The organism is Streptomyces sp. enrichment culture, from assembly GCF_964273255.1.
Lineage (GTDB): Bacteria > Actinomycetota > Actinomycetes > Streptomycetales > Streptomycetaceae > Streptomyces.
Genome location: NZ_OZ186835.1, coordinates 3,902,116 through 3,921,569 on the forward strand (window position 1 = coordinate 3,902,116; position 19,454 = coordinate 3,921,569).

Annotated in this window: 18 protein-coding genes and 1 pseudogene; 8 read left to right on the forward strand and 11 right to left on the reverse strand. The window is 73.2% G+C overall.

Features of this window, described 5'->3' with window-relative positions; translation table 11 throughout:
* Positions 1–173: 173 nt before the first annotated feature.
* Positions 174–995, reverse strand: coding sequence for an AraC family transcriptional regulator (locus tag ACSU53_RS16900; RefSeq protein WP_437028633.1), 822 nt, complete (start codon positions 993–995; stop codon positions 174–176).
* Here ACSU53_RS16900 and ACSU53_RS16905 point away from each other — a divergent pair.
* Complete coding sequence (locus ACSU53_RS16905) at positions 994–1,464, forward strand: DUF2000 family protein (protein ID WP_437028635.1); 471 nt, start codon at positions 994–996, stop codon at positions 1,462–1,464. The genes ACSU53_RS16900 and ACSU53_RS16905 overlap by 2 nt on opposite strands.
* A gap of 177 nt (positions 1,465–1,641) precedes the next feature.
* Positions 1,642–2,232 (forward strand): hypothetical protein, encoded by a 591-nt coding sequence (locus ACSU53_RS16910; RefSeq protein ID WP_437028636.1) that lies wholly within the window; start codon positions 1,642–1,644, stop codon positions 2,230–2,232.
* Positions 2,233–2,276: 44 nt separating this feature from the next.
* On the opposite strand, the gene ACSU53_RS16915 is transcribed toward ACSU53_RS16910, so the two are convergent.
* The 4 genes and pseudogenes from ACSU53_RS16915 to ACSU53_RS16930 all read right to left on the reverse strand — a co-directional run.
* Positions 2,277–3,203, reverse strand: coding sequence for a hypothetical protein (locus tag ACSU53_RS16915; RefSeq protein WP_437028638.1), 927 nt, complete (start codon positions 3,201–3,203; stop codon positions 2,277–2,279).
* 270 nt (positions 3,204–3,473) lie between these two features.
* Positions 3,474–3,692: a DUF397 domain-containing protein gene (locus tag ACSU53_RS16920; RefSeq protein ID WP_437028640.1), complete on the reverse strand. Its 219-nt coding sequence runs from the start codon at positions 3,690–3,692 to the stop codon at positions 3,474–3,476.
* Positions 3,693–3,723: 31 nt separating this feature from the next.
* On the reverse strand, positions 3,724–3,906 hold the full coding sequence (locus tag ACSU53_RS16925) for a DUF397 domain-containing protein (protein WP_437028642.1): 183 nt from the start codon (positions 3,904–3,906) through the stop codon (positions 3,724–3,726).
* Positions 3,818–4,063, reverse strand: a pseudogene (locus tag ACSU53_RS16930) (transcriptional regulator); the annotation flags it as partial. The gene ACSU53_RS16925 and the pseudogene ACSU53_RS16930, both read right to left, overlap by 89 nt.
* 294 nt (positions 4,064–4,357) lie before the next feature.
* Between ACSU53_RS16930 and helR the strand changes: the two are divergent.
* Positions 4,358–6,673 (forward strand): RNA polymerase recycling motor ATPase HelR, encoded by a 2,316-nt coding sequence (helR, locus tag ACSU53_RS16935; RefSeq protein ID WP_437028643.1) that lies wholly within the window; start codon positions 4,358–4,360, stop codon positions 6,671–6,673.
* A 295-nt stretch (positions 6,674–6,968) separates the two neighbouring features.
* Here the strand turns inward: helR and ACSU53_RS16940 are convergent, their stop codons facing one another.
* Complete coding sequence (locus tag ACSU53_RS16940) at positions 6,969–8,933, reverse strand: DEDDh family exonuclease (protein ID WP_437028645.1); 1,965 nt, start codon at positions 8,931–8,933, stop codon at positions 6,969–6,971.
* A gap of 591 nt (positions 8,934–9,524) precedes the next feature.
* Here ACSU53_RS16940 and ACSU53_RS16945 point away from each other — a divergent pair.
* Positions 9,525–9,794: a hypothetical protein gene (locus tag ACSU53_RS16945; RefSeq protein WP_437028646.1), complete on the forward strand. Its 270-nt coding sequence runs from the start codon at positions 9,525–9,527 to the stop codon at positions 9,792–9,794.
* Positions 9,795–10,023: 229 nt separating this feature from the next.
* On the opposite strand, the gene ACSU53_RS16950 is transcribed toward ACSU53_RS16945, so the two are convergent.
* Complete coding sequence (locus ACSU53_RS16950; RefSeq protein WP_437028648.1) at positions 10,024–11,433, reverse strand: MFS transporter; 1,410 nt, start codon at positions 11,431–11,433, stop codon at positions 10,024–10,026.
* A gap of 445 nt (positions 11,434–11,878) precedes the next feature.
* Between ACSU53_RS16950 and ACSU53_RS16955 the strand changes: the two genes are divergently transcribed.
* On the forward strand, positions 11,879–12,454 hold the full coding sequence (locus tag ACSU53_RS16955; RefSeq protein ID WP_437028650.1) for a DUF5959 family protein: 576 nt from the start codon (positions 11,879–11,881) through the stop codon (positions 12,452–12,454).
* Between the two features lie 28 nt (positions 12,455–12,482).
* Here the strand turns inward: ACSU53_RS16955 and ACSU53_RS16960 are convergent, their stop codons facing one another.
* Together ACSU53_RS16960 and ACSU53_RS16965 are read right to left on the reverse strand one after the other, a co-directional pair.
* Positions 12,483–13,100 carry a hypothetical protein gene (locus tag ACSU53_RS16960; RefSeq protein ID WP_437028652.1) on the reverse strand — a complete coding sequence of 206 codons (618 nt, stop codon included), beginning with the start codon at positions 13,098–13,100 and terminating at the stop codon, positions 12,483–12,485.
* Positions 13,101–13,210: 110 nt separating this feature from the next.
* Complete coding sequence (locus tag ACSU53_RS16965) at positions 13,211–13,972, reverse strand: phosphoglyceromutase (RefSeq protein WP_437028654.1); 762 nt, start codon at positions 13,970–13,972, stop codon at positions 13,211–13,213.
* A 193-nt stretch (positions 13,973–14,165) separates the two neighbouring features.
* Here ACSU53_RS16965 and ACSU53_RS16970 point away from each other — a divergent pair, with 193 nt between their 5' ends.
* Positions 14,166–15,485 carry an MDR family MFS transporter gene (locus ACSU53_RS16970; RefSeq protein ID WP_437028656.1) on the forward strand — a complete coding sequence of 440 codons (1,320 nt, stop codon included), beginning with the start codon at positions 14,166–14,168 and terminating at the stop codon, positions 15,483–15,485.
* Positions 15,486–15,635: 150 nt separating this feature from the next.
* On the opposite strand, the gene ACSU53_RS16975 is transcribed toward ACSU53_RS16970, so the two are convergent.
* Together ACSU53_RS16975 and phoU are read right to left on the reverse strand one after the other, a co-directional pair.
* The gene (locus tag ACSU53_RS16975; protein WP_437033496.1) at positions 15,636–15,824 is read right to left on the reverse strand and encodes a hypothetical protein; all 189 of its coding nucleotides are present in this window, start codon (positions 15,822–15,824) and stop codon (positions 15,636–15,638) included.
* Positions 15,825–16,186: 362 nt separating this feature from the next.
* Positions 16,187–16,900: a phosphate signaling complex protein PhoU gene (gene phoU, locus ACSU53_RS16980; protein WP_437028658.1), complete on the reverse strand. Its 714-nt coding sequence runs from the start codon at positions 16,898–16,900 to the stop codon at positions 16,187–16,189.
* Positions 16,901–17,167: 267 nt separating this feature from the next.
* Here phoU and ACSU53_RS16985 point away from each other — a divergent pair, with 267 nt between their 5' ends.
* Positions 17,168–18,736 (forward strand): ATP-binding protein, encoded by a 1,569-nt coding sequence (locus ACSU53_RS16985; RefSeq protein WP_437028660.1) that lies wholly within the window; start codon positions 17,168–17,170, stop codon positions 18,734–18,736.
* Positions 18,733–19,413 carry a response regulator gene (locus ACSU53_RS16990; RefSeq protein ID WP_432054763.1) on the forward strand — a complete coding sequence of 227 codons (681 nt, stop codon included), beginning with the start codon at positions 18,733–18,735 and terminating at the stop codon, positions 19,411–19,413. The genes ACSU53_RS16985 and ACSU53_RS16990 overlap by 4 nt, the downstream gene beginning before the upstream one ends.
* Positions 19,414–19,454 lie beyond the last annotated feature (41 nt).

The window sequence follows — 19,454 nt, forward strand, 5'->3', positions numbered from 1 at the left end:
TCCGGAGCCGAACGCCTTCCGCGGCCGGCTCCGTGCGGCGCGGCGGTACGCAGCCGGTGGTCCGCTCCCGCAGCGGCCACCGCCCCGGCCCCTCCTACGGCCGTTCCCCGACCCGGGTACCGCCCCGGTCCCTCCTACGGCCCCTCGCTGGCCCGGTACCGCCCCGGTCCCTCCTACGGCCGCTCCCCGGCCCGGTACCGCCCCGGGGTGACCCCGACCAGCCTGCGGAAATGCCGGGTGAGGTGGGCCTGGTCGTAGAACCCGGTGGCGACCGCGACCTCGCTCGGCGACCGCCCCTCCAGGAGCAGCCGCCGGGCCCGCCCCACCCGCCGGGACATCAGGTACTGGTGCGGTGCGATGCCGTAGGCGCCGCTGAACGCCCGCACGAGGTGCGCGGGATGCGCGGACAGCGTCCCGGCGGCCTCGCGCAGTCCGATGCCCTCCACCACCCGCGCGTCGAGCAGCTCCCGCAGGCGCCGGGCGAGGACCGGATCCCGCAGCGGGGTCCGCACCGGCCCTCGGGACCGCAGGTGCTCCCGCAGCCGCTCCCCGACGAACGTCAGCCGGCTCTCCGCCTCCAACTCGTCTCCCGGCCGGGCCAGCGCGGTGTGCACCTGCCCGACGCGCCGCCGCAGCAGCGGGTCCCGCAGGTCGGGACCGTCCACGGCGGGCCCGATGAGGTCGTCCGCGAGGTGCGTGCCGTCGAGATAGAGCACCCGCTTGCGGAAGCCGTCCGGGGTGGCCGGGGAGCCGTTGTGGGGGACGTGGGGTGGCAGCAGCGAGACGGTGTCGTGCGGGGTGCCGTGCTCGTGCCGGTCCAGGTCGTACCGGACGGCACCGGCGTCCACGATCAGCAGCGTCCAGGCGTCGTGGACGTGCATCGGATACGCGTACGCGGTGAAACGCGCGTGGAACACCTCGACGACCCCCGGCACCCGGGGCCGCCAGGCGGAGACGGTCGCCTCGGACGTCCCCGCGGAGCGCGCTGCGTCCATGCAAACAACGTACAAGACGCGGGCGTGCGCCGATCGGCAGTCTCAGGGCATGACGACCCCACGCTTCGACACGAAGATCGCCGTCCTGCTGCGCGACGACCTGGAGACCTGGCAGCGCCTCAACGTCACCGCGTTCCTGGTCAGCGGCCTGGGCACGCAGTTCCCCGAGGTGATCGGGGAGCCCTACGAGGACGCGGACCGGGTGGGCTACCTGCCGATGTTCCGCCAGCCGGTCCTGGTCTTCGAGGGCACCAAGGAGACCCTGCGCACCGCCCACACCCGCACCCTCGCCCGCGCCCTGCCCCGCGCCGTCTTCACCGGCGACCTGTTCGCCACCGGCCACGACGAGGCCAACCGCGCGGCGGTCCGCGCCGTCGGCACCGCCGACCTGGACCTCGTCGGCCTGGCGGTGCACGGCCCGAGGAACGCGGTGGACAAGGTCCTCAAGGGGGCGCGGATGCACCCGTGACCCGCGCCCTCACACCTTCACGCGGCTTGCCGGGACCTCGCAGGATCGGCCGCTCGGCCGCTCGGCCGCTCCACCCTGCCGGAGTCGGGGCTGCCTGCCGTGCTGGGACAGGCCTGCGCCATGCTGTACGGGCCGCGGGCGATCTTGCACGACGGCCGATCCGGGGGAGGGTGGCAGATGGACTGGGGCGGACTGGTGCCCGGGGTGAGGTTGAGCCGGGTGAGCCGGGTCCACTTCGTGCTGGCGTGGTGTCTGTCCGTGGCCGCGATGCTGATCACCGTGGTGGCGTGGCTGCCGGGGCCGAGCAGGGTGCCGACCTGGGCCGAGGTCGCCGTCTTCGTCGCGGCCTTTCCCGTATACGGTGCCGCGGTCCTGCGCGCCGTGTCCTCCCCACGTGCCCGGACGCTGCTGTACCGCGGTGAACTCGGCAACGGCATGCGGTTGTTGCGCTTCGCCCGGGCCTTCCCGACCGGCCTGCAGTGTGCCTACGCGCTCGTGCTGGCCGTGTTCGCCCTGGCCCTGGTGACCGGGGGCATGGCAAGGGCGACCCATGCCGACGAGTCCGGCCGTCACTCCTCCACCCAGGGGAGGGCGCCGGAGCAGCGCAGCGAAGCCGTAGGGCTCACCGATGCGGGGCATCACGAAGTGCGCAAGGCACAGGTCCGCGTCTTTACCTCCGGGGCGATGCTGTTCCATGCCGCCGCGGGCTTCCTCGTGCTCGTCGCCGCCCCGGCCATCGATCCCTGGCGGGAACAGGAGTCGCGCTAGTAGGCCCGGGTTCCGGGTTCCGGGTTCCCGGGGCTGCTGCCCGTTCACCCCGCCGCCCGGAAGGCCCCCGCCGGGCGACAGTCGCGGCAGCGGCCCGGGGCGGGGGCGCGGAATGCCCGTTCGCAGCCGTCGCAGGTCTGGAACGGCAGGGCGGCTGTGGGGCGTTCGCGGTCCACGGGGTGAGCCGGTCGGGGCGGTGCGGGCAGCGGTGTCTCGCTCAGGCGGAAGGCCAGGACGCTCGCCGGTCGGGTACGGAAGTGATCGGGGAGGCCGGCGGTCAGCCGCTCGGTGATCTGAGCGGTCCCCACGCCCGCGGCCAGCCACTGGGTGACCGCCGGTGCCAGGCGTGCCGCTTCCTGCGCGGACAGGACGAGCCGGGCGTCCACCCGGCGGAGCGAGGCGAGCACCGCGACCGCTCGGGGGTCGGCGCCCGCCAGGGATGCCGGTGGCGTGGTGGCCGGTTGATCCGGCGTGGAGGTGGGCGTGGGCGGTGGTGGAGGCTCCGGGGCCGTCGCGGCGGAGGCCGGCGGGGGCGGCGACTCCGGCGAGGGCTGGACCGGGGCCGCCCTGCGGGGGCGGGGTGGCTTCGGCGGTTCCGGCGGCCCGTCCGGTGTCGGAGGCCCGCCGGGTACGTCGTAGAAGAACGTCCGCGTGCGGATGTGGCCGCTGGACAGCCGGACCCGGCGCCGCTCCAGGTACCCGGCGCTCTCCAACTCACGCAGCGCACGCGAGATCAGGATCTCGCCCTCGGTGAAGTGCCCGCACAGGGCGCTGATGCTGACGGGGGCTCCGTCGGGCAGGGAGGCGATGTAGGCCGCGACGCCGATCGTGACCGCGCTGCCCCGGCGTTGGGCGAGGGCGTTGGCGAGCACCGTGAAGTCGGCGGTGAGGCGGGTGCGTACGTGGGTCACACCGGTGGCCGGAGGTCCGGTGTCCGCGCGCAGGGGCGCGTTAGACTGCGAGTCAGCCATGGGGAAGGTCCTTGCTTCCGTCGTGGTGAGGCCCTCGCTCGGGATGGCAGTCCCGCCCGGGGGCCGTTCTGATTACTCTGGTCGCCGCGAACGTAACGGTCCGTGACCCACCCAGGCAAGCCGGTCACCCGGACGGGTGACGCAGCCGGGAGGGTGGGCGGGCGGGTAGTTCTTTCCCCCGGTTCTTTGGAAGCCGCGCGGCCCACCGCCCCCTCGCGAACGAGGGACCGGCGGGCCGGAACGACGGGACGTGACCGGTACCCGGGCGGCTCAGCGCCGGTACCGGCCGGCCTTCAACTCGCCTATGAACGCAGCCCAGGAGGCGCTGCGGAAGGCCACAACGGGACCGTGCGGGGCCTTGCTGTCACGCACGGGGACGAGGCCGGGGGCCTGGACGGCCACCTCGACGCAGTCGCCGCCCTCCTGATTGCTGTAGCTGCTCCTGCGCCACGCGACGCCGTTCGGATCGGGACGGGACGTTCGCGTCACGGCGGTTCCTCCTTCTACCGATCGGCAGGCGTCATGCCAGTGGGCGTACGGCCTTCAAGTCCCCCATGAAGGCAGCCCAGGTGCCGGATCGGAAGGTGAGTACGGGGCCTTGGGGCGCCTTGCTGTCACGGACGGGGGTGAGTCCGGCGGCTCCGGTGGCCACCTCGACGCAGTCGCCGCCCTCCTGATTGCTGTAGCTGCTCCTGCGCCACACGACGTCGTTCAGATCGAGACGGGACGTTCGCTCCACGGTGGTGGTCCTCCATCACGGATCGGATCATGTCGAGCGACATGAGCGGGGGCAGAGCTGCCGCTCTGAGCTGATCGTAGGTCAGGATGAACTTCTCGACATCGGACGGTTCTTCGACGACCGCGATGGCTGCTCCGACGTGCCCCGCGCGGGGGCGGTGCCGTAGTGAGGGGGGCGCTGAACGGCTCGAACCGGTCTGCCGGACCGGGAGCCCTCTGCGGGACCGGAGCGGGAAGGCCCGGTGGTGGGAGCCGAAAGGCCCGGTGGTGTGAGGTGGGGCTGCGGTGGGCGGATGGTCGCCCACTCCTCGCCACTCTCAACGTATAGCGCACTGGGGGGCTTGCGGCAAGGCCCCCCTTCTGCCGCAGAATTTCCGGCCGGAGCCAGAAAGCTGCGGAAAAGGGTGATTTGCGTCATGAGTACGATGCTGTCCGGATACGGCGCGGCCGACGCCGCCGGCGCCTTCGACCTGCCGGACCGGCTCGTCGCCAAGGCCGACCCCGCACTGATCGCGGGCGACGAGGCGCACTTCGCGGCGATCGCGGCGTGCCTGGAGGAGACGATCGCCGAGCTGACCGCGCGCCTGGACGCCGAACGCAGGGCACCTGGCGGGCTGGGCCGGCACGCCATGGACCGGGACGCCGAGATCCACCGGCTGACCGCGCGGCTGCGCGCCCTGCGTCGCTTCGGGCTCGACCTGTGCCTCGGGCGCATGGTCGCCGACGACGGCACCGACCCCGTCTACGTGGGCCGCCTCGGCCTGACCGACAGCACCGGCCGCCGCCTCCTGGTCGACTGGCGCAGCCCGGCGGCCGAGCCGTTCTTCGGGGCGACCCACGCCCACCCGATGGGGCTCGCCAGCCGCCGCAGGTACCGCTGGTCCGGTGGCCGGGTCAGCGACTACTGGGACGAGGTGTTCACGGCGGACGGTCTCACCGGCCACGCCGCCGCCCTCGACGACCAGTCCGCCTTCATCGCCGGCCTGGGCGACACGCGGTCACCGCGGATGCGGGACGTGCTCGGCACCATCCAGGCCGACCAGGACGCCGTGATCCGCGCGGGCTCGCGGGGCGCCCTCGTCGTGGACGGCGGGCCGGGAACGGGGAAGACCGTCGTCGCCCTGCACCGTTCCGCCTACCTGCTGCACGCCGACCCGCGCGTGGGGCGGCGCCGGGGCGGCGTGCTGTTCGTCGGCCCGCACCGCCCGTACCTGGACTACGTCTCCGACGTGCTGCCCAGCCTCGGCGAGGAGGGCGTGCAGACGTGCATCCTGCGGGACTTGGTGGACGAGGGGGCGGGGGCGGCACCGGAGTCCGACCCGGAGGTGGCCCGGCTGAAGGCGTCCGCCGACATGGTGCGGGCGATCGACACCGCCGTCCGGTTCTACGAGGACCCGCCCACCGAGGCCCTGACGGTGACGACGCCCTGGTCGGACCTCTGGCTGACCCCCGACGACTGGACGTCCGCCTTCGCCGCCGTGGAACCGGGCACCCCGCACAACGAGGCCCGGGAGCAGATCCGGGAGGAACTGCTGACGATCCTGATCGAGCAGCACGGGCCGGGTGCCTCGGCGGAGGACGGAGCACCGGTGGAGGACGGCGTCCCGGCGGGGGACGGCCCGGCCGGGGACGGCGGCGTCTCCGAGGACGTGCTGCGCAGGGCGCTCCGCCGGAACGGGGAACTGGCCACCGCCCTCCACCGGGCCTGGCCCGTGCTCGACGCGGCCGACCTCGTCTCCGACCTCTGGTCCGTGCCCGCCTACCTGCGCCTGTGCGCCCCGTGGCTCGACCGGGACGAGGTGCAGAGGCTCCAGCGCGCCGAACCCCGGGCCTGGACCGAGTCGGACCTGCCCCTCCTGGACGCGGCCCGCCACCGGCTCGGCGACCCCGAGTCGGACCGGCGCGCCCGCCGGCAGGAGGCCGCCCTCGCCGCCCAGCGCGAGCGCATGAACCAGGTCGTCGACAACCTCGTCGAGGCCACCGCCCACTCCGGCGCCGACCTGGACGACGGGGAAGGGCTCGTCATCATGCTCCGCGGACAGGGCGCCGACGTCAGCCTCGTCGACACGTCGGAACTGCCCACCGCCACCCCGGACCTGCTCGCCGGACCCTTCGCGCACATCGTGGTGGACGAGGCGCAGGAACTCACCGACGCGGAGTGGCAGATGCTGCTGCGGCGCTGCCCGTCCAGGAGCTTCACCGTCGTCGGCGACAGGGCCCAGGCACGGCACGGGTTCACCGAGTCCTGGCAGGAACGCCTCGAACGCGTCGGCCTCGACCGCGTCCGGCTCGCCTCGCTCACCGTCAACTACCGGACGCCGGAGGAGATCATGACGGCGGCGGAGCCGGTCATCCGCGCCGTGCTCCCGGACGCCAACGTGCCGACCTCGGTCCGCAGCACGGGCATCCCCGTCACCCATGGCGCGGTGACCGATCTCGACGCCACCCTGGACACCTGGCTCGCCACCCACCCCGAGGGCACGGCCTGCGTCATCGGCGCCCCGGCCGGCGACGGGCGCGCGACCGAGCGGGTGCGATTCCTGACCCCGGAACTGTCCAAGGGGCTGGAGTTCGATCTGGTCGTCCTCGTCGAACCGGAGCGGTTCGGCGCGGACGCCGCCGGGGCCGGCAGCGGTGCCCGGCCGTCCGGCGCCGGCATCTCGGGAGCGGTGGACCACTACGTGGCGATGACACGGGCGACGCGGCAGCTGGTGGTGCTCGGCGGCTCATGAGGTGGCCCGGCCTGTCGGGGGTTCCGGCGGGCGTCGGGATTCCCTCAGCCGCCGGGGACCCACCGGCGGCCGGGCGGAACTCACCGGCGGCCGTGGGGAACTCACCGGCGGCGGGGGGTTCCTCAGCCGCCGGAGACTCCCCGGCCGTGGGGGATCGTCAGCCGCCGGACCCTCCGGGGCCTCCGGGGAGCCCGGGACCCCTAGGGATCGGGAGGGACCCCAGGGACCCTCGGGACCCCCAGGGCCCCTACGGACCCTCGGGACCCCCAGGGCCCCTACGGACCCTCCGGATCCCTCAGCCGTCGACATCGACCCCGTAGCCGCGGGCCAGTGCGTCGAGCCCGTGGTCGTACCCCTGCCCGACCGCGCGGAGCCGCCAGAGCGGCCCTCGGCGGTAGATCTCCGCGAGGAGGAGGGTGCGTTCGGTGGTGGCGGCGTCCAGCGTGGCGCGGGCCAGCGGGGCACCGCTGCTGCCGGGGGCGGCGCCGATCTGGATGGCGCCGACCGTGCCGAAGGTGGCGTCACCGTCGATGGCGGCCGCGATCACGATGCGCTGCGTGGCGGGCGGCAGGGAGGCCAGGTCGAGTGCGACGGTCTGCTCGGCGGGGCCACCCGTGAGCAGGCGAGCGGTTCCCGCGGGCGTCTCCGGTGAACCGTAGAAGACGAAGTCCTCGTCGGCGCCGACCTGTTCGTCCTCGTCGAGGAGGAACGCGACCACGTCGATCTCGCCCTCGATCCGAGGCTCCCAGCCCACGGTGACGTACCACTCCGGTGCCGGCCCCGCGTGCGGCACGGGCAGATCGACGACGCCGCCCCGCGGCAGGACCTGTGGCCCAGGCGCGGAGAAGAAGGCCGAGGGGTCCGGGTCGGTGACGGTCGGCGAGACGAGCCACTCCCGGTCGTGCACGGGCAGTTCGAGTGCGGTGATCCGCCGCATCCGCCGGTCGGCCTCGCCTCCCGCCAGGAGCACGACGTCGGTGACGCTGGCCGACAGGTTGATCGCCGCCGACGCGCCCAGCTCCACGACCCGGGTACGTGCCGCCACGGCCTCCGCATGGACCCCGCCCAGCACCAGGACCCGGCGTCCCTCGAGAGGGCGGCCGGTCTCGTGACCGGCCGGCTCGGACCGGCGCGGAGCGGGGACGGCGGATACCGCGCCGTCGGGCACGGGCGTCCCGCCCGGACGGGCGGCGGCCTGGCGTGCCCCCGCCGGGGACGCGGCGGGAGCCGTGGCAGGTGCCGCAGCCGCAGCGGGGCCGGTGGGCGCGGCCGCAGCCGTAGCGGGGCCCGTGGCCGGGGCCGTCGGCGTGGGCGTGGCGGGGCGGGGGATCGTCACCTCGTGGGCGACGCCGGCCCGTACGTCCGCCAGCAGTGCCAGGAACGTGGCCTCGTCGATGACGGGGACGCCCTCGGCACGGGCGCGCCGGGCCTTGGACGAGCCGGAATCCGGTTCGTTCGTGACCAGCACGCTGGTGTGACGGCTGACCGACGACATCATGTTCAGCCCGGCCTCGACGGCACGCGCCACCAACTCGGGGCGCGCGTGGGCCGTGGAGCCGGTGATGGCGACCTTCATCCCCTGCCGGAGCGGCCCGCCGGGGCTCATCCGCCCCGGATTGCGGTACGCGCAGGGCGTCTTCGGCGGTTTCGGACTGAACAGGGACTCGCCGCGCGGCGGGCAGGACACCAGCGGCAGGGGCAGGTCGAGACGTGCGGCCTCGCGCAGGGTGGCCCGCAGGATCCCGGCCAGCACGCGGGTGTCGTCGAGCGCGTCGTGGGCGCGCTGTTGCGGCACTCCGTAGTGGGCGGCGAGGGTGCCGAGCTTCATGTCGGGCGTGGGCGGGTCCACCTGGCGGTTCAGCGCGAGGGTGCACAGCCGCTGCGACACCGGCAGCCACAACCGGGCGCGGGCGAACTCGTGGGCCAGGAAGTCGTAGTCGAACTGCGCGTTGTGGGCGACGAGGACGCGGTCCTGGAGCAGGGCCCCGATCCGTCCGGCGACCTGCTCGAAGGTCGGTGCACCCCGCAGCCGCTCGGCGGTGAGCCCGTGCACGTCCACCGGGCCCGGATCGCACCCCGGATCGAGCAACGTGGAGAACTCCCCGGTCTGTTCGCCGTCGGGCCCGAGGGTGATGACGGCGACCGACAGCACCCGGTCACGCCGGGCGCTCAGACCGGAGGTCTCCACATCGACCAGGGCCCAGTCACGGGCGTAGTCGCCCGCGACGGGCAGGTCGAAGGAGGTAGGGGCGAGATGCATGCGGCCCAGAATGATCCGACGGACGGCCACTGATCAACCCGTATGACGACATACGCCCCTCCGGACCGCCGATGACCCGTAAGGCGACGTACCTCCCCCCGGTCCGTTGACGCACCCCACGCTGCGCCTGCTGCGGTGGCCCGGCGACGGAGGAGACCCGGGGCGTCGGGCATCCATCGGGCATCGGGCATCGGGCGGCGGGCGGGCGTGCGGGGCAGCCTGCCGTGCTCCTGAACCGGGGCGTACTCTGCCCTCGACGCCCCGGCTGCTGCCCTGCTCGTGCTGCTGCGCCTGCTGCTCCTGCTGCAACTGCAACCGCAGGCCGAGGTGAGCCGTGCGGGCGGAGGAGCAGGTCGAGGGGACAGAGGTGACGGCCGGACGCCCTCGGACCACCCCTGCCGGAAGCCGTACGAAGCGCCTGGTCCAGGGGACGGCGGTCCACCTCGTCGCCATGCACCTGAGCGGGGCGCTGCTGGTCCTCACCTTCCTGCTGCACCGACCTGGGCCCTGGACGCCCACCGGGCGACGCAGCCCGGCGGCCCCACGGCGGGCCCGCCCGGTCTCGTCCCCTCGGCCCTCATCCTGGTCGGCGTGAGCTTCCACGTCCTGGTGCAGATCCCGTCGGGCCTGTTGAGCACCCTGCTGAGCCGCCACCGCACGGTACGCGCCGACTACGTCCTCGCCCTGGCCCTGGCGGGCGCGCTCACCACCGTCCTGCTGGGCGTCGTGCTCGGGTCCGCCGAAGCCGCCCTCAGGGCCTGGCCGTTGTGGGCGGAGCTGATGGCCCGCGCCGCGCTGTCCCTGGCGGTGTACGTGTGGCTGCACCACAGGCTGCACACACCGCCTCCGACGCCGCCGTGACCGCCTGCACCCGGCCGGCTCGACGGACCTGAGGCGGCCGGACGTGATGCCGGAGGGAGCCGGGTACGGCGCCGATACACGTGAGCCGACCTGCCGGGCCGATCTGCCGGGCCGATCTGCCGGGCGGATCTGCCGGGCCGATCTGCCGGGCGGGGGTGTGCCCGGGCGTGCCGGGGTGTGGCGCCCGGTCACGCGACGGCACACCCCGGCCCGGCGCCGGGAGGACGTGTCACCCGGCCTCTTCGGGCGCCTCAGGCGCCTCGGGCACTTCCGGTGCCTCGGGCACTTCCGGCGCCTCAGGCGGCGTCCCCCCTGCGGGACCCGAGGAGGGCAGCCGCCCGGCCACGAGCGCACCGGCCGCGAGCCCCACGCCGGCCAGCGTGGCGGCGACCACGAACGGGTCGAAGGAGTGCAGGGCCGGGGCGAACCCGATCCCGACACAGACGGTCACCCCGGTCGCGCCGCCCAGTTGATCGGCGGCGCGCTGGATGCCCGAGGCGATCCCCGCGTCGTCCTCGGTGACGCCGCTGACCGCGACGTACTGCAACCCCACCAGACCGAAGCCCATCCCGGCCGCGATCAGGAGCATGGCCGGGACCAGCGCGACCCCGCCCGCCCCCAGCGCCGAGACGAGGGTGATCGCGGCCATCGCGGCGGCGGTGCACCCGAGCCCGGCCAGTACGCACACCCGCGCTCCCCACCGGCCCAGCAATCGCGGCGCGCACACCGAGCAGGCGATCAACGCCACCGCGAGCGGCACCATCGTCACGCCCGCCTCCAGCGGGCCGAAGCCCCACCGGTCCTGCAGGTGGAACGTGAACAACAGGAACGACGTCGACAGCGCGCCGCTCAGCAGCATCGTGGTGACGTTGGCCCTGACCCGCGTGCGGTGGGCGAAGAACCGCAAGGGCAGCAGCGGGTGACGTGCGCGCCCCTCGACCCGCACGAACCCGGCCCCGGCCGCCACGGCTCCGGCCAGCGCCACCGGGGTGACCCAGCCCGGAGTTCCGGGCTCGCCGGCCTCCACGACACCGTAGGCGAGCAGCAGCGGGCACGCGGTGAGCAGCAGCGCGCCGGGGTAGTCCAACGGCGGCGCCTCCCCGGTCGACGGCCGGTCGCGCTCGACCAGGAGCACCACTGCCACCAGCACGACCAGGACGAACGGGACCGACACCAGGAAGATCCACCGCCACCCCCAGTGGGCGGTGATGAACCCCGACAGGACGAACCCGAGCACGAGACCGCAGCTGGCCACCGCCGCCCACACACCCAACGCCCGGGACCGGCGCGGCCCTTCGGGAAACGTCAGGACGACGACGGCCATCGCGGCGGGGAGCACCACGGCCTCACCGGCCCCCTGCACGAGACGCGCCACGACCAGCAGTGGAAAGGTGGGCGCCAGCCCCGCCAGCAGCGAGGCCGCCCCGAACAGGCCAGTGCCGAGCAGCAGTACACGCCGCCGCCCGAGCAGATCGGCCAGCCGGCCACCGAGCATCAGCAACCCGCCACCGGTGACCGTGTACCCGACCACGACCCAGGTGAGCGCATGCCCGCCGGTGTCGAACTCGGCGCCGATCGAGGGCAGCGCGATGTTGACCACGGTCACGTCGACCGCGACGAGGAACTGCAACATGGACATCGCGCACAGCACCAGCCATGCGCGCACGGGAGACGGGCCGGGTCGCCCGCCTGAAGAGAGGATGCCTGGAAGCATCAGGTGCTCCGTCGCTCAGAGATGGCTCCGAGCAGCACGAACGTGCCGCTCCGGTCGGATCACGAAGCGGCTGGACGTCCAGGAGAAGTGACGTGCGTCGAACGTCCCGCCGCTAGCGGGAGGTCCGGGTCACTGCGGCACAGGCGGCCGCGCACGAGGAAGCAGACATGGGACGGACCTTACCAAGGGCGCAGGGGCGAAGGCCGACACCGGTAGCGGTACAGGGCGGGCTTCCGCTTCACTGCGAGCCATGGAACTGCAGCGGATGCGCCCATGGGACGCGAGCCACCACAAACCCGGAACCGCGTCCGCGCGTGGAGAGTGCGCCTGGGCCGCGCCCTGCGCCGGCGCCGCGCGGTGGAGTGTCCTCGTGACGGATGAAGGCGGCACGAGTTGGTGGGCGGTGTGTGCGGAACACGCCGCCACGTCCGCCGTGCTGTCCCCGGGCACGTGCTCGCCGGACGACGTGAGCGATCTGATCCACCTGACCGACAGACCCGGAACCAGCGGGAACAGCCTCGCCGTCCGCGTCCTGGGACGCTCCCAGCCCGGCATCCTGACCGGTCACGACCTGCTCGACTGCGAGATCGTCGCCCAGGGCAGTGCAGCCCTCCATGCCTCCTTCCCGGTCACCCTGTTCCCCGACGACCTGGACGACTGGGAGGAGATCCTGACGACGCTGGAGGCCCGACAGCCCGCCACGTGGCTCGACTCCGGACGCACGCCGACCCTCACGTTCGAGCCGCAGGAAGACGGAGGGCTGCGCGTGTCCGTGCACGACGCACCGTCCACCGGCGCGACCGTCACCCTCCCGCTGCCCGTACCGCCGCCGACATGGGCCGCCGAGCAACGCAACCTCCTCGCCCGGGTCCGTGCGGCCTACCCCCGTGAGGTGATCGAGACGTCACCCGGTGCCTACGCATGGCGTCCCGCCCCCAGCGCCTGACGGTCTCCCCCGGACCGCCACGCAGGGCCTAGCCGTGCCGGGCGAAGATCTCCCGGAGGCGGGCCAGGTCCGCTTCCTTCTCCTCCTCGTCCTTGTACCGGCCGCCCTCGTCGCGGAGCGCGACGAACGTCTCCGGGGTGAGGCTCTGGCCGAAGCGGTAGACCTTCAAGCAGTAGTCGAAGCCGGACTCGCCGAAGAGGTCCAGGCCCTCCTGCCGGCAGTGCTCCGCCACCCCGTCGGCAACGTGCCAGCGGGAGCCGTCGTACCAGAAGACCCCGCCCGCGTAGTGGATGGTCCGCTGCGTCTCCGGGTCGGTGAGGTTCAGCGACTCGTAGTTCTCGGGGCGGTCGCGGACCAGGGCGACGAGAGACTCGGGGACGCCCTGGAAGAACGACTCCTGCAGGTCGAAGTCCTCTTCCGCGTAGAGATTTAGGTCCGACTCGTGGTCGAACGTCAGCAGCAGCGCGCGGCCGTCCTCCGTGAAATACCAGACCGTGGACTGACCACCCCCGTCGTTCCAGGCCAGGCGCTGTGCGCCGGGCACCGCCACGTGCTCCACCCCGACGACGTCGTTCACGACGGCCGCACGCCGCCGTACTTCCAGAAGATCGGTCGCCGTCAGGGCATCCCAGGTCGCATCACTCATTCCCGCAGGCTATCCGCCACGTCTGACAAGGCTCTCCGCCTCTTCCCCCGGGCCGTGAAAATGCCTCCCATCCGCGCCGTATGCGCAGGTGGGAGGCATGATCATCGAGCCTACTTCTTCTTGCCCTGGTTCTTGACCGCCTCGATCGCGGCGGCCGCCGCCTCCGGGTCGAGGTAGGTGCCGCCCGGGTTGACCGGCTTGAAGTCGGCGTCGAGGTCGTAGTGCAGGGGGATGCCCGTCGGGATGTTCAGGCCCGCGATGTCGGCGTCCGAGATGCCGTCCAGGTGCTTGACCAGGGCGCGCAGGCTGTTGCCGTGGGCGGCGACGAGGACCGTGCGGCCGGTGAGGAGGTCCGGGACGATGTTGTCGAACCAGTACGGCAGCATGCGGACGACGACGTCCTTGAGGCACTCCGTCTGCGGGCGCAGCTCCGGCGGGAGGGTCGCGTAGCGCGGGTCGGAGAACTGGGAGTACTCGGCGTCGTTGGCGAGCGGGGGCGGCGGGGTGTCGTAGGAGCGGCGCCAGAGCATGAACTGCTCCTCGCCGAACTCCGCGAGGGTCTGCGCCTTGTCCTTGCCCTGGAGGGCGCCGTAGTGACGCTCGTTCAGCCGCCAGCTGCGGCTGACCGGGATCCACAGGCGGTCGGCGGACTCGAGGGCCAGCTGGGCGGTGCGGATCGCGCGCTTCTGGAGGGAGGTGTGGAGCACGTCGGGCAGCAGGCCGGCGTCCTTGAGCAGCTCGCCGCCGCGCGTCGCCTCCTTCTCGCCCTTCGGGGTGAGGTTGACGTCCACCCAGCCGGTGAACAGGTTCTTCTCGTTCCACTCGCTCTCGCCGTGGCGGAGGAGGATCAGCTTGTACGGTGCGTCGGCCATGGGGCCGAGGGTAATCGAAGGCCCGCACGGGCCGCGCGTCCCGCCCGCCCAGCGGACGGTTGACGGGATCTGTTAATCGGGTGGCTCGGCGGAACCCGTCGTTCGTAAGGTGTGCCGTCGGTAGGAGGTGCTTACATCTCCTGGTGGCCGTCGGCGCGCTCCGGGGAGGGGCGCCGTTCCCGCGGGGGGTTCCATGTCATCCGTTGTCCGTGCGCGGCGTGCGCTCCGGGAGACCCTGTCGGGGTTGCCCCCGGCGTTCTGGTGGCTGTGGACCAGCACGCTGGTCAACCGGCTCGGGGGGTTCGTCGCCACCTTCATGGCGCTCTACCTCACGCTCGACCGCGGCTACTCCGCCACCTACGCCGGTCTGGTCGCCGCCCTGCACGGGCTCGGCGGCGTGCTGTCCTCGCTGGGGGCCGGCGTGATGACCGACCGGCTGGGACGGCGGCCCACACTGCTCGTCGCCCAGGCGTCCACGGCGGTGTCCGTGGCCCTGCTCGGGTTCGTGTACCACCCGGTCGCCATCGCCGCCGTGGCGTTCCTCGTCGGCATGGCCAGCAACGCCTCGCGGCCCGCCGTGCAGGCGATGATGGCGGACATCGTCCGGCCCGAGGACCGGATCCGCGCCTTCTCCCTCAACTACTGGGCGATCAACCTCGGGTTCGCCGTGTCCGCCATGGCCGCCGGGTTCATCGCCGAGTACAGCTACCTCGCCGGGTTCCTGCTGGAAGCGGCGATGACCATGGCCTGTGCCGTCGTCGTCTTCGTGAAGATCCCCGAATCCCGGCCGGTGCGGTCCGGCGGGGCCGTGGCCGAGGAGTCCGTGGGTCTGGGGACCGTGCTGCGGGACGGGCGGTTCATGGGCGTCGTCGGGCTGTCGTTCCTGGTCGCCCTGATCTTCATGCAGGGATCGGTGGGACTGCCGGTCGCGATGGGGGCGGCCGGGTTCACCCCGGCCGACTACGGCACGGCCATCGCCGTCAACGGGGTGCTCATCGTCGTCCTGCAGATCCCGGTCACCCGGTTCATCGAGCACCGCGACCCCGGCCGGCTGCTGGTGATCTCGTCGCTGCTCGCCGGGTACGGCTTCGGACTGACGGCCTTCGCCGGGTCGGTCGGCGTCTTCGCGCTCACCGTCTGCGTGTGGACCCTCGCCGAGATCGTCAACGCGCCGACGCAGACCGGTCTCGTCGTGCGGCTCTCACCGGTGCACGGGCGCGGGCGCTACCAGGGCATGTACACCATGTCCTGGGCCGTCGCCTCACTCGTCGCCCCGCTGATGTCCGGGTTCGTCATCGACCGGTTCGGCGCGGAGTGGCTGTGGGGGACCTGCGCCGTCATCGGCACCGTGGCCGGACTCGGGTACGCGCTGCTCATGCGGCGGCTGCCCGCCGAGGAGTCGTCCGTCGCCGCGGAGGTCGCGGGCGAGGGCGGCGGACCGGACGGCGGCCGTACGGACGCGGGCAGCTCCGGGGGGCCGGTGCTGCGGAAGCCGGAGGTCGGGGCCTCCTGAGCGGTGCTTGAGCAGCCGTTGCAGCCGTTACCGCCCTTGCGGCCCGGACAGCCCTGCGCAGCCATGCCCACCGGCGCGCCCACCAGGCGCGTCCCACCGGTGATCCCGCCGGTGGGAGGGCTGCGTGTCCGGTCCGTACGGTCGGGCCGTTCAGCCGTTCGGTCCGTGTGCCGGGGCTACGGCCTCAGCCGCACTGGCAGGGCTGCCCGACTGGCACCCGCAGCCGCAGCCGGAGCCACAGCCGCAGGCGGCGATCAGGGTCAGGTTCCTGATGTCGGCGGGCTGCTCGGTCTCGCGCTCCTGCGTGGGGTCGGGTGTCGTGCCGGGGGTCTCGGCCATGGGTCCCTCCTCGGAACGGGTGCCTGTGCCCATTGGATGCCCGCCCGGCCGGGCGCATCAACGGCGCACTGAGGCTCACGCGCGCCCGGCCGGCACCGACGAGCCCCCGCCCGCCCCCTTCACGCCCAGGGGGACGCCGGCGAACCAGGGGGACGCCGGCGAAGTGAGGCGAACGCGAAGCGAGCGCGACTCCCGTCATATCGGAGTCGCGCTCGCGTCGCGCTCGCACCGCGGGCGGCGGCACTCGGCCGTCACCCGCCCCGGCCGTACGGTCGGCGGTCGCGTGGGGTGGGCCGGGCCGGGCGAGGCCAGGGCCCATGCCGTCCCCGTACGGCTCCTCGGCGCCCGTCCGGTCGCTGCGGTCAGGCCCCTTCGGTCCCCGGCGCGGGCTGGATCTCCTGGATCTCCTGCTGGAGGTCGGTGGCCTGGATCTCGTCCGCGTGCTCGCCCGTGACCAGGTACACGACCCGCTTGGCGACCGAGACCGCGTGGTCGGCGAAGCGCTCGTAGTAGCGGCCGAGCAGGGTGACGTCGACGGCCGTCTCGATGCCGTGCTTCCAGCGGTCGTCCATCAGGTGCTGGAAGAGCGTGCGGTGCAGCAGGTCCATCGCGTCGTCGTCGGTCTCCAGCTGGAGCGCCAGGTCGACGTCCTTGGTGATGATCACCTCGCCGGCCTTCGCCATCAGGCGCTGCGCGAGCTGGCCCATCTCCAGGATGGTGGCGTGCAGGTCCCGCGGGACCGCGCGTGCCGGGTAGCGCAGCCGGGCGAGCTTCGCGACGTGCTGCGCGAGGTCGCCGGAGCGCTCCAGGTCGGCCGACATCCGCAGCGACGTGACGACGATCCGCAGGTCGGTGGCGACCGGCTGCTGCCGGGCCAGCAGGGTGATGGCCCGGGCCTCCAGGTCGTGCTGGAGTTCGTCGACCTTCAGGTCGCCTTCGATGACGTTCTCGGCGAGCTTCAGGTCGGCGTCGAGGATGGCCGTCGTGGCGCGCCCGATCGCCGACCCGACCAGCCTGGCCATCTCCACCAGACCGTCGCCGATCGAATCCAGTTCCTCGTGGTACGCGTCCCGCATCAGGGTTCCTCTCATGCGTGTCTCGGGGACCCAGCGACCTGGGCCCCTACGGGGTTCGGGGGCGGGTGTCCGCCGCGCGGGCGGTGGTACGCGGTCCGCGCCACCGACGGTCCGAACCCCACGCTCCCACGGTGCGGCTGCCACGCGTCCGCTTCCACCACCTCAAATGAACCATCCCTGGCTCCGAGGTGAACTCTGGGCGACGAGTGTTCGAGGTCGCCCCCGGACGGCTGGGGCCACCGTGCGGCCCATGCCTAACCTGGGGGCATGGACCTGAACGCGGCGGTCGCCGCAGCGGCTGCGATCGCCGGTGTGCTCACCGGTGTCATCGCGATGCTGGCGTTCCGCTGGAGCGAGCGCGAACAGCGCCGCCCCACGCGTACCTCTCTTCACACCGAACCCGTGCTGCCGCGCGGGGTGGACACCGTGCTGTCCGTCCTGCGCTCCTCCGCCGTCGTGCTCGACGAGGCCGACGGCGTGGTCAAGGCCAGCTCCGCCGCGTATGCGCTCGGTCTGGTGCGGGGCGGGAAGCTGGCCGTGGAACCCATGCTGAAGATGGCCCGCGACACCCGGCGCGACGGCGAGATACGGCAGGTCGAGCTGGACCTGCCCCGGCGCGGCACCGGCCGCGGCGAGGCCCTCGCCGTCTCCGCGCGGGTGGCGCCGCTCGGCTCGCGGCTGGTGCTGCTGCTCGTGGAGGACCTCACCGAGGCCCGGCGCATCGAGGCGGTCCGGCGCGACTTCGTGGCCAACGTCAGCCACGAGCTCAAGACCCCGGTCGGCGCCCTCTCGCTGCTGTCCGAGGCCGTCATGGACGCCGCCGACGACCCCGAGGCCGTGGAACGCTTCGCCGGGCGCATGCAGATCGAGGCGACCCGGCTGACCAGCCTGGTCCAGGAACTGATCGACCTGTCCCGGGTGCAGAACGACGATCCCCTGGAGGACTCCGAACCCGTCCGGGTCTCCGAACTCGTCGCCGAGGCGATCGAACGCTGCCGGCACGCCGCCGGCACCAAGGAGATCACCATGGCCACCAACGTGGGCGCCGGTGACGGCCCGCACGAGGACGGCGACGGTCCCGCGGACGGGGCGGCCGACCTGAGGGTGTGGGGCAACCGGGGGCAGCTCGCCGCCGCGCTCGGCAACCTCGTCGAGAACGCCGTCAACTACTCGCCCGCCCGCACCCGCGTCGGCATAGCGGCCCGCTCGGTCCGCCTGGCCGGCGGGCCCATGGTGGAGATCGCCGTGACCGACCAGGGCATCGGCATCTCCGAGAAGGACAAGGAGCGCGTCTTCGAGCGCTTCTACCGCGTCGATCCGGCCCGTTCCCGGGCCACCGGCGGCACCGGCCTCGGGCTGTCGATCGTGAAGCACGTGGCCGCCTCGCACGGCGGCGACGTCACCGTGTGGAGTGCCGAGGGCCAGGGATCCACCTTCACCCTGCGCCTGCCGGAAGCACCGGCGAGCCGGGAACGCGCCGCCCGCACGGCCGACGAGACGGCCGACGAGACGGCCGACGAGGACCGGCCCGACGCGTCACTGGCGGCCTCGCCCACCGGGTCGCCTGCCGGACCCCCCGCGGGGTCGTCCACGACGCCGCCTGCCGGATCGACGACGAGGGCGCCCAACGGGCCCCCTGCCGGGTCGCCCACGAGGTCGGCCGCCGAGTCGCCCGCCGAGTCACCTGCCGCACCGCCCGCCGAGTCGCCCGGTGGCCCGTCCGCCTCCGCGTCCGCCTCCTCCCAGTCGTCCCCCCACATGTCGTCCCCCTCCACCCCCCACGCTTCCGACTCATCCGCGTACGAAACGCTTCCCTCCCCGGAGGTCCTTCCGTGACCCGAGTGCTCGTCGTCGAGGACGAGGAGTCCTTCTCCGACGCCCTGTCGTACATGCTCCGCAAGGAGGGCTTCGAGGTCGCCGTGGCGACCACCGGGCCCGACGGCCTCGACGAGTTCGAGCGCAACGGCGCCGACCTCGTCCTCCTCGACCTGATGCTGCCCGGGCTGCCGGGCACCGAGGTGTGCCGCCAGCTGCGCAACCGCTCCAACGTCCCCGTGATCATGGTGACCGCCAAGGACAGCGAGATCGACAAGGTGGTCGGCCTGGAGATAGGAGCCGACGACTACGTCACCAAGCCGTTCTCCTCCCGGGAACTGGTCGCCCGGATCCGCGCCGTGCTGCGCCGCCGGGGGGAGCCGGAGGAGGTCACGCCGGCGGCCCTGGAGGCCGGACCGGTGCGGATGGACGTCGACCGGCACGTGGTGACCGTGGGCGGCACCAAGGTCGACCTGCCGCTGAAGGAGTTCGACCTGCTGGAGATGCTGCTGCGCAACGCCGGGCGCGTGCTGACCCGGATGCAGCTCATCGACCGGGTCTGGGGCGCCGACTACGTGGGGGACACCAAGACCCTGGACGTGCACGTCAAGCGGCTGCGCGCCAAGATCGAGCCTGACCCGGGGGCCCCGCGGTACCTGGTGACGGTCCGCGGCCTCGGCTACAAGTTCGAGCCGTAGGAGGCGCGTGCCGGCGGATCCCTCGGATCCGGTCGGTCAGG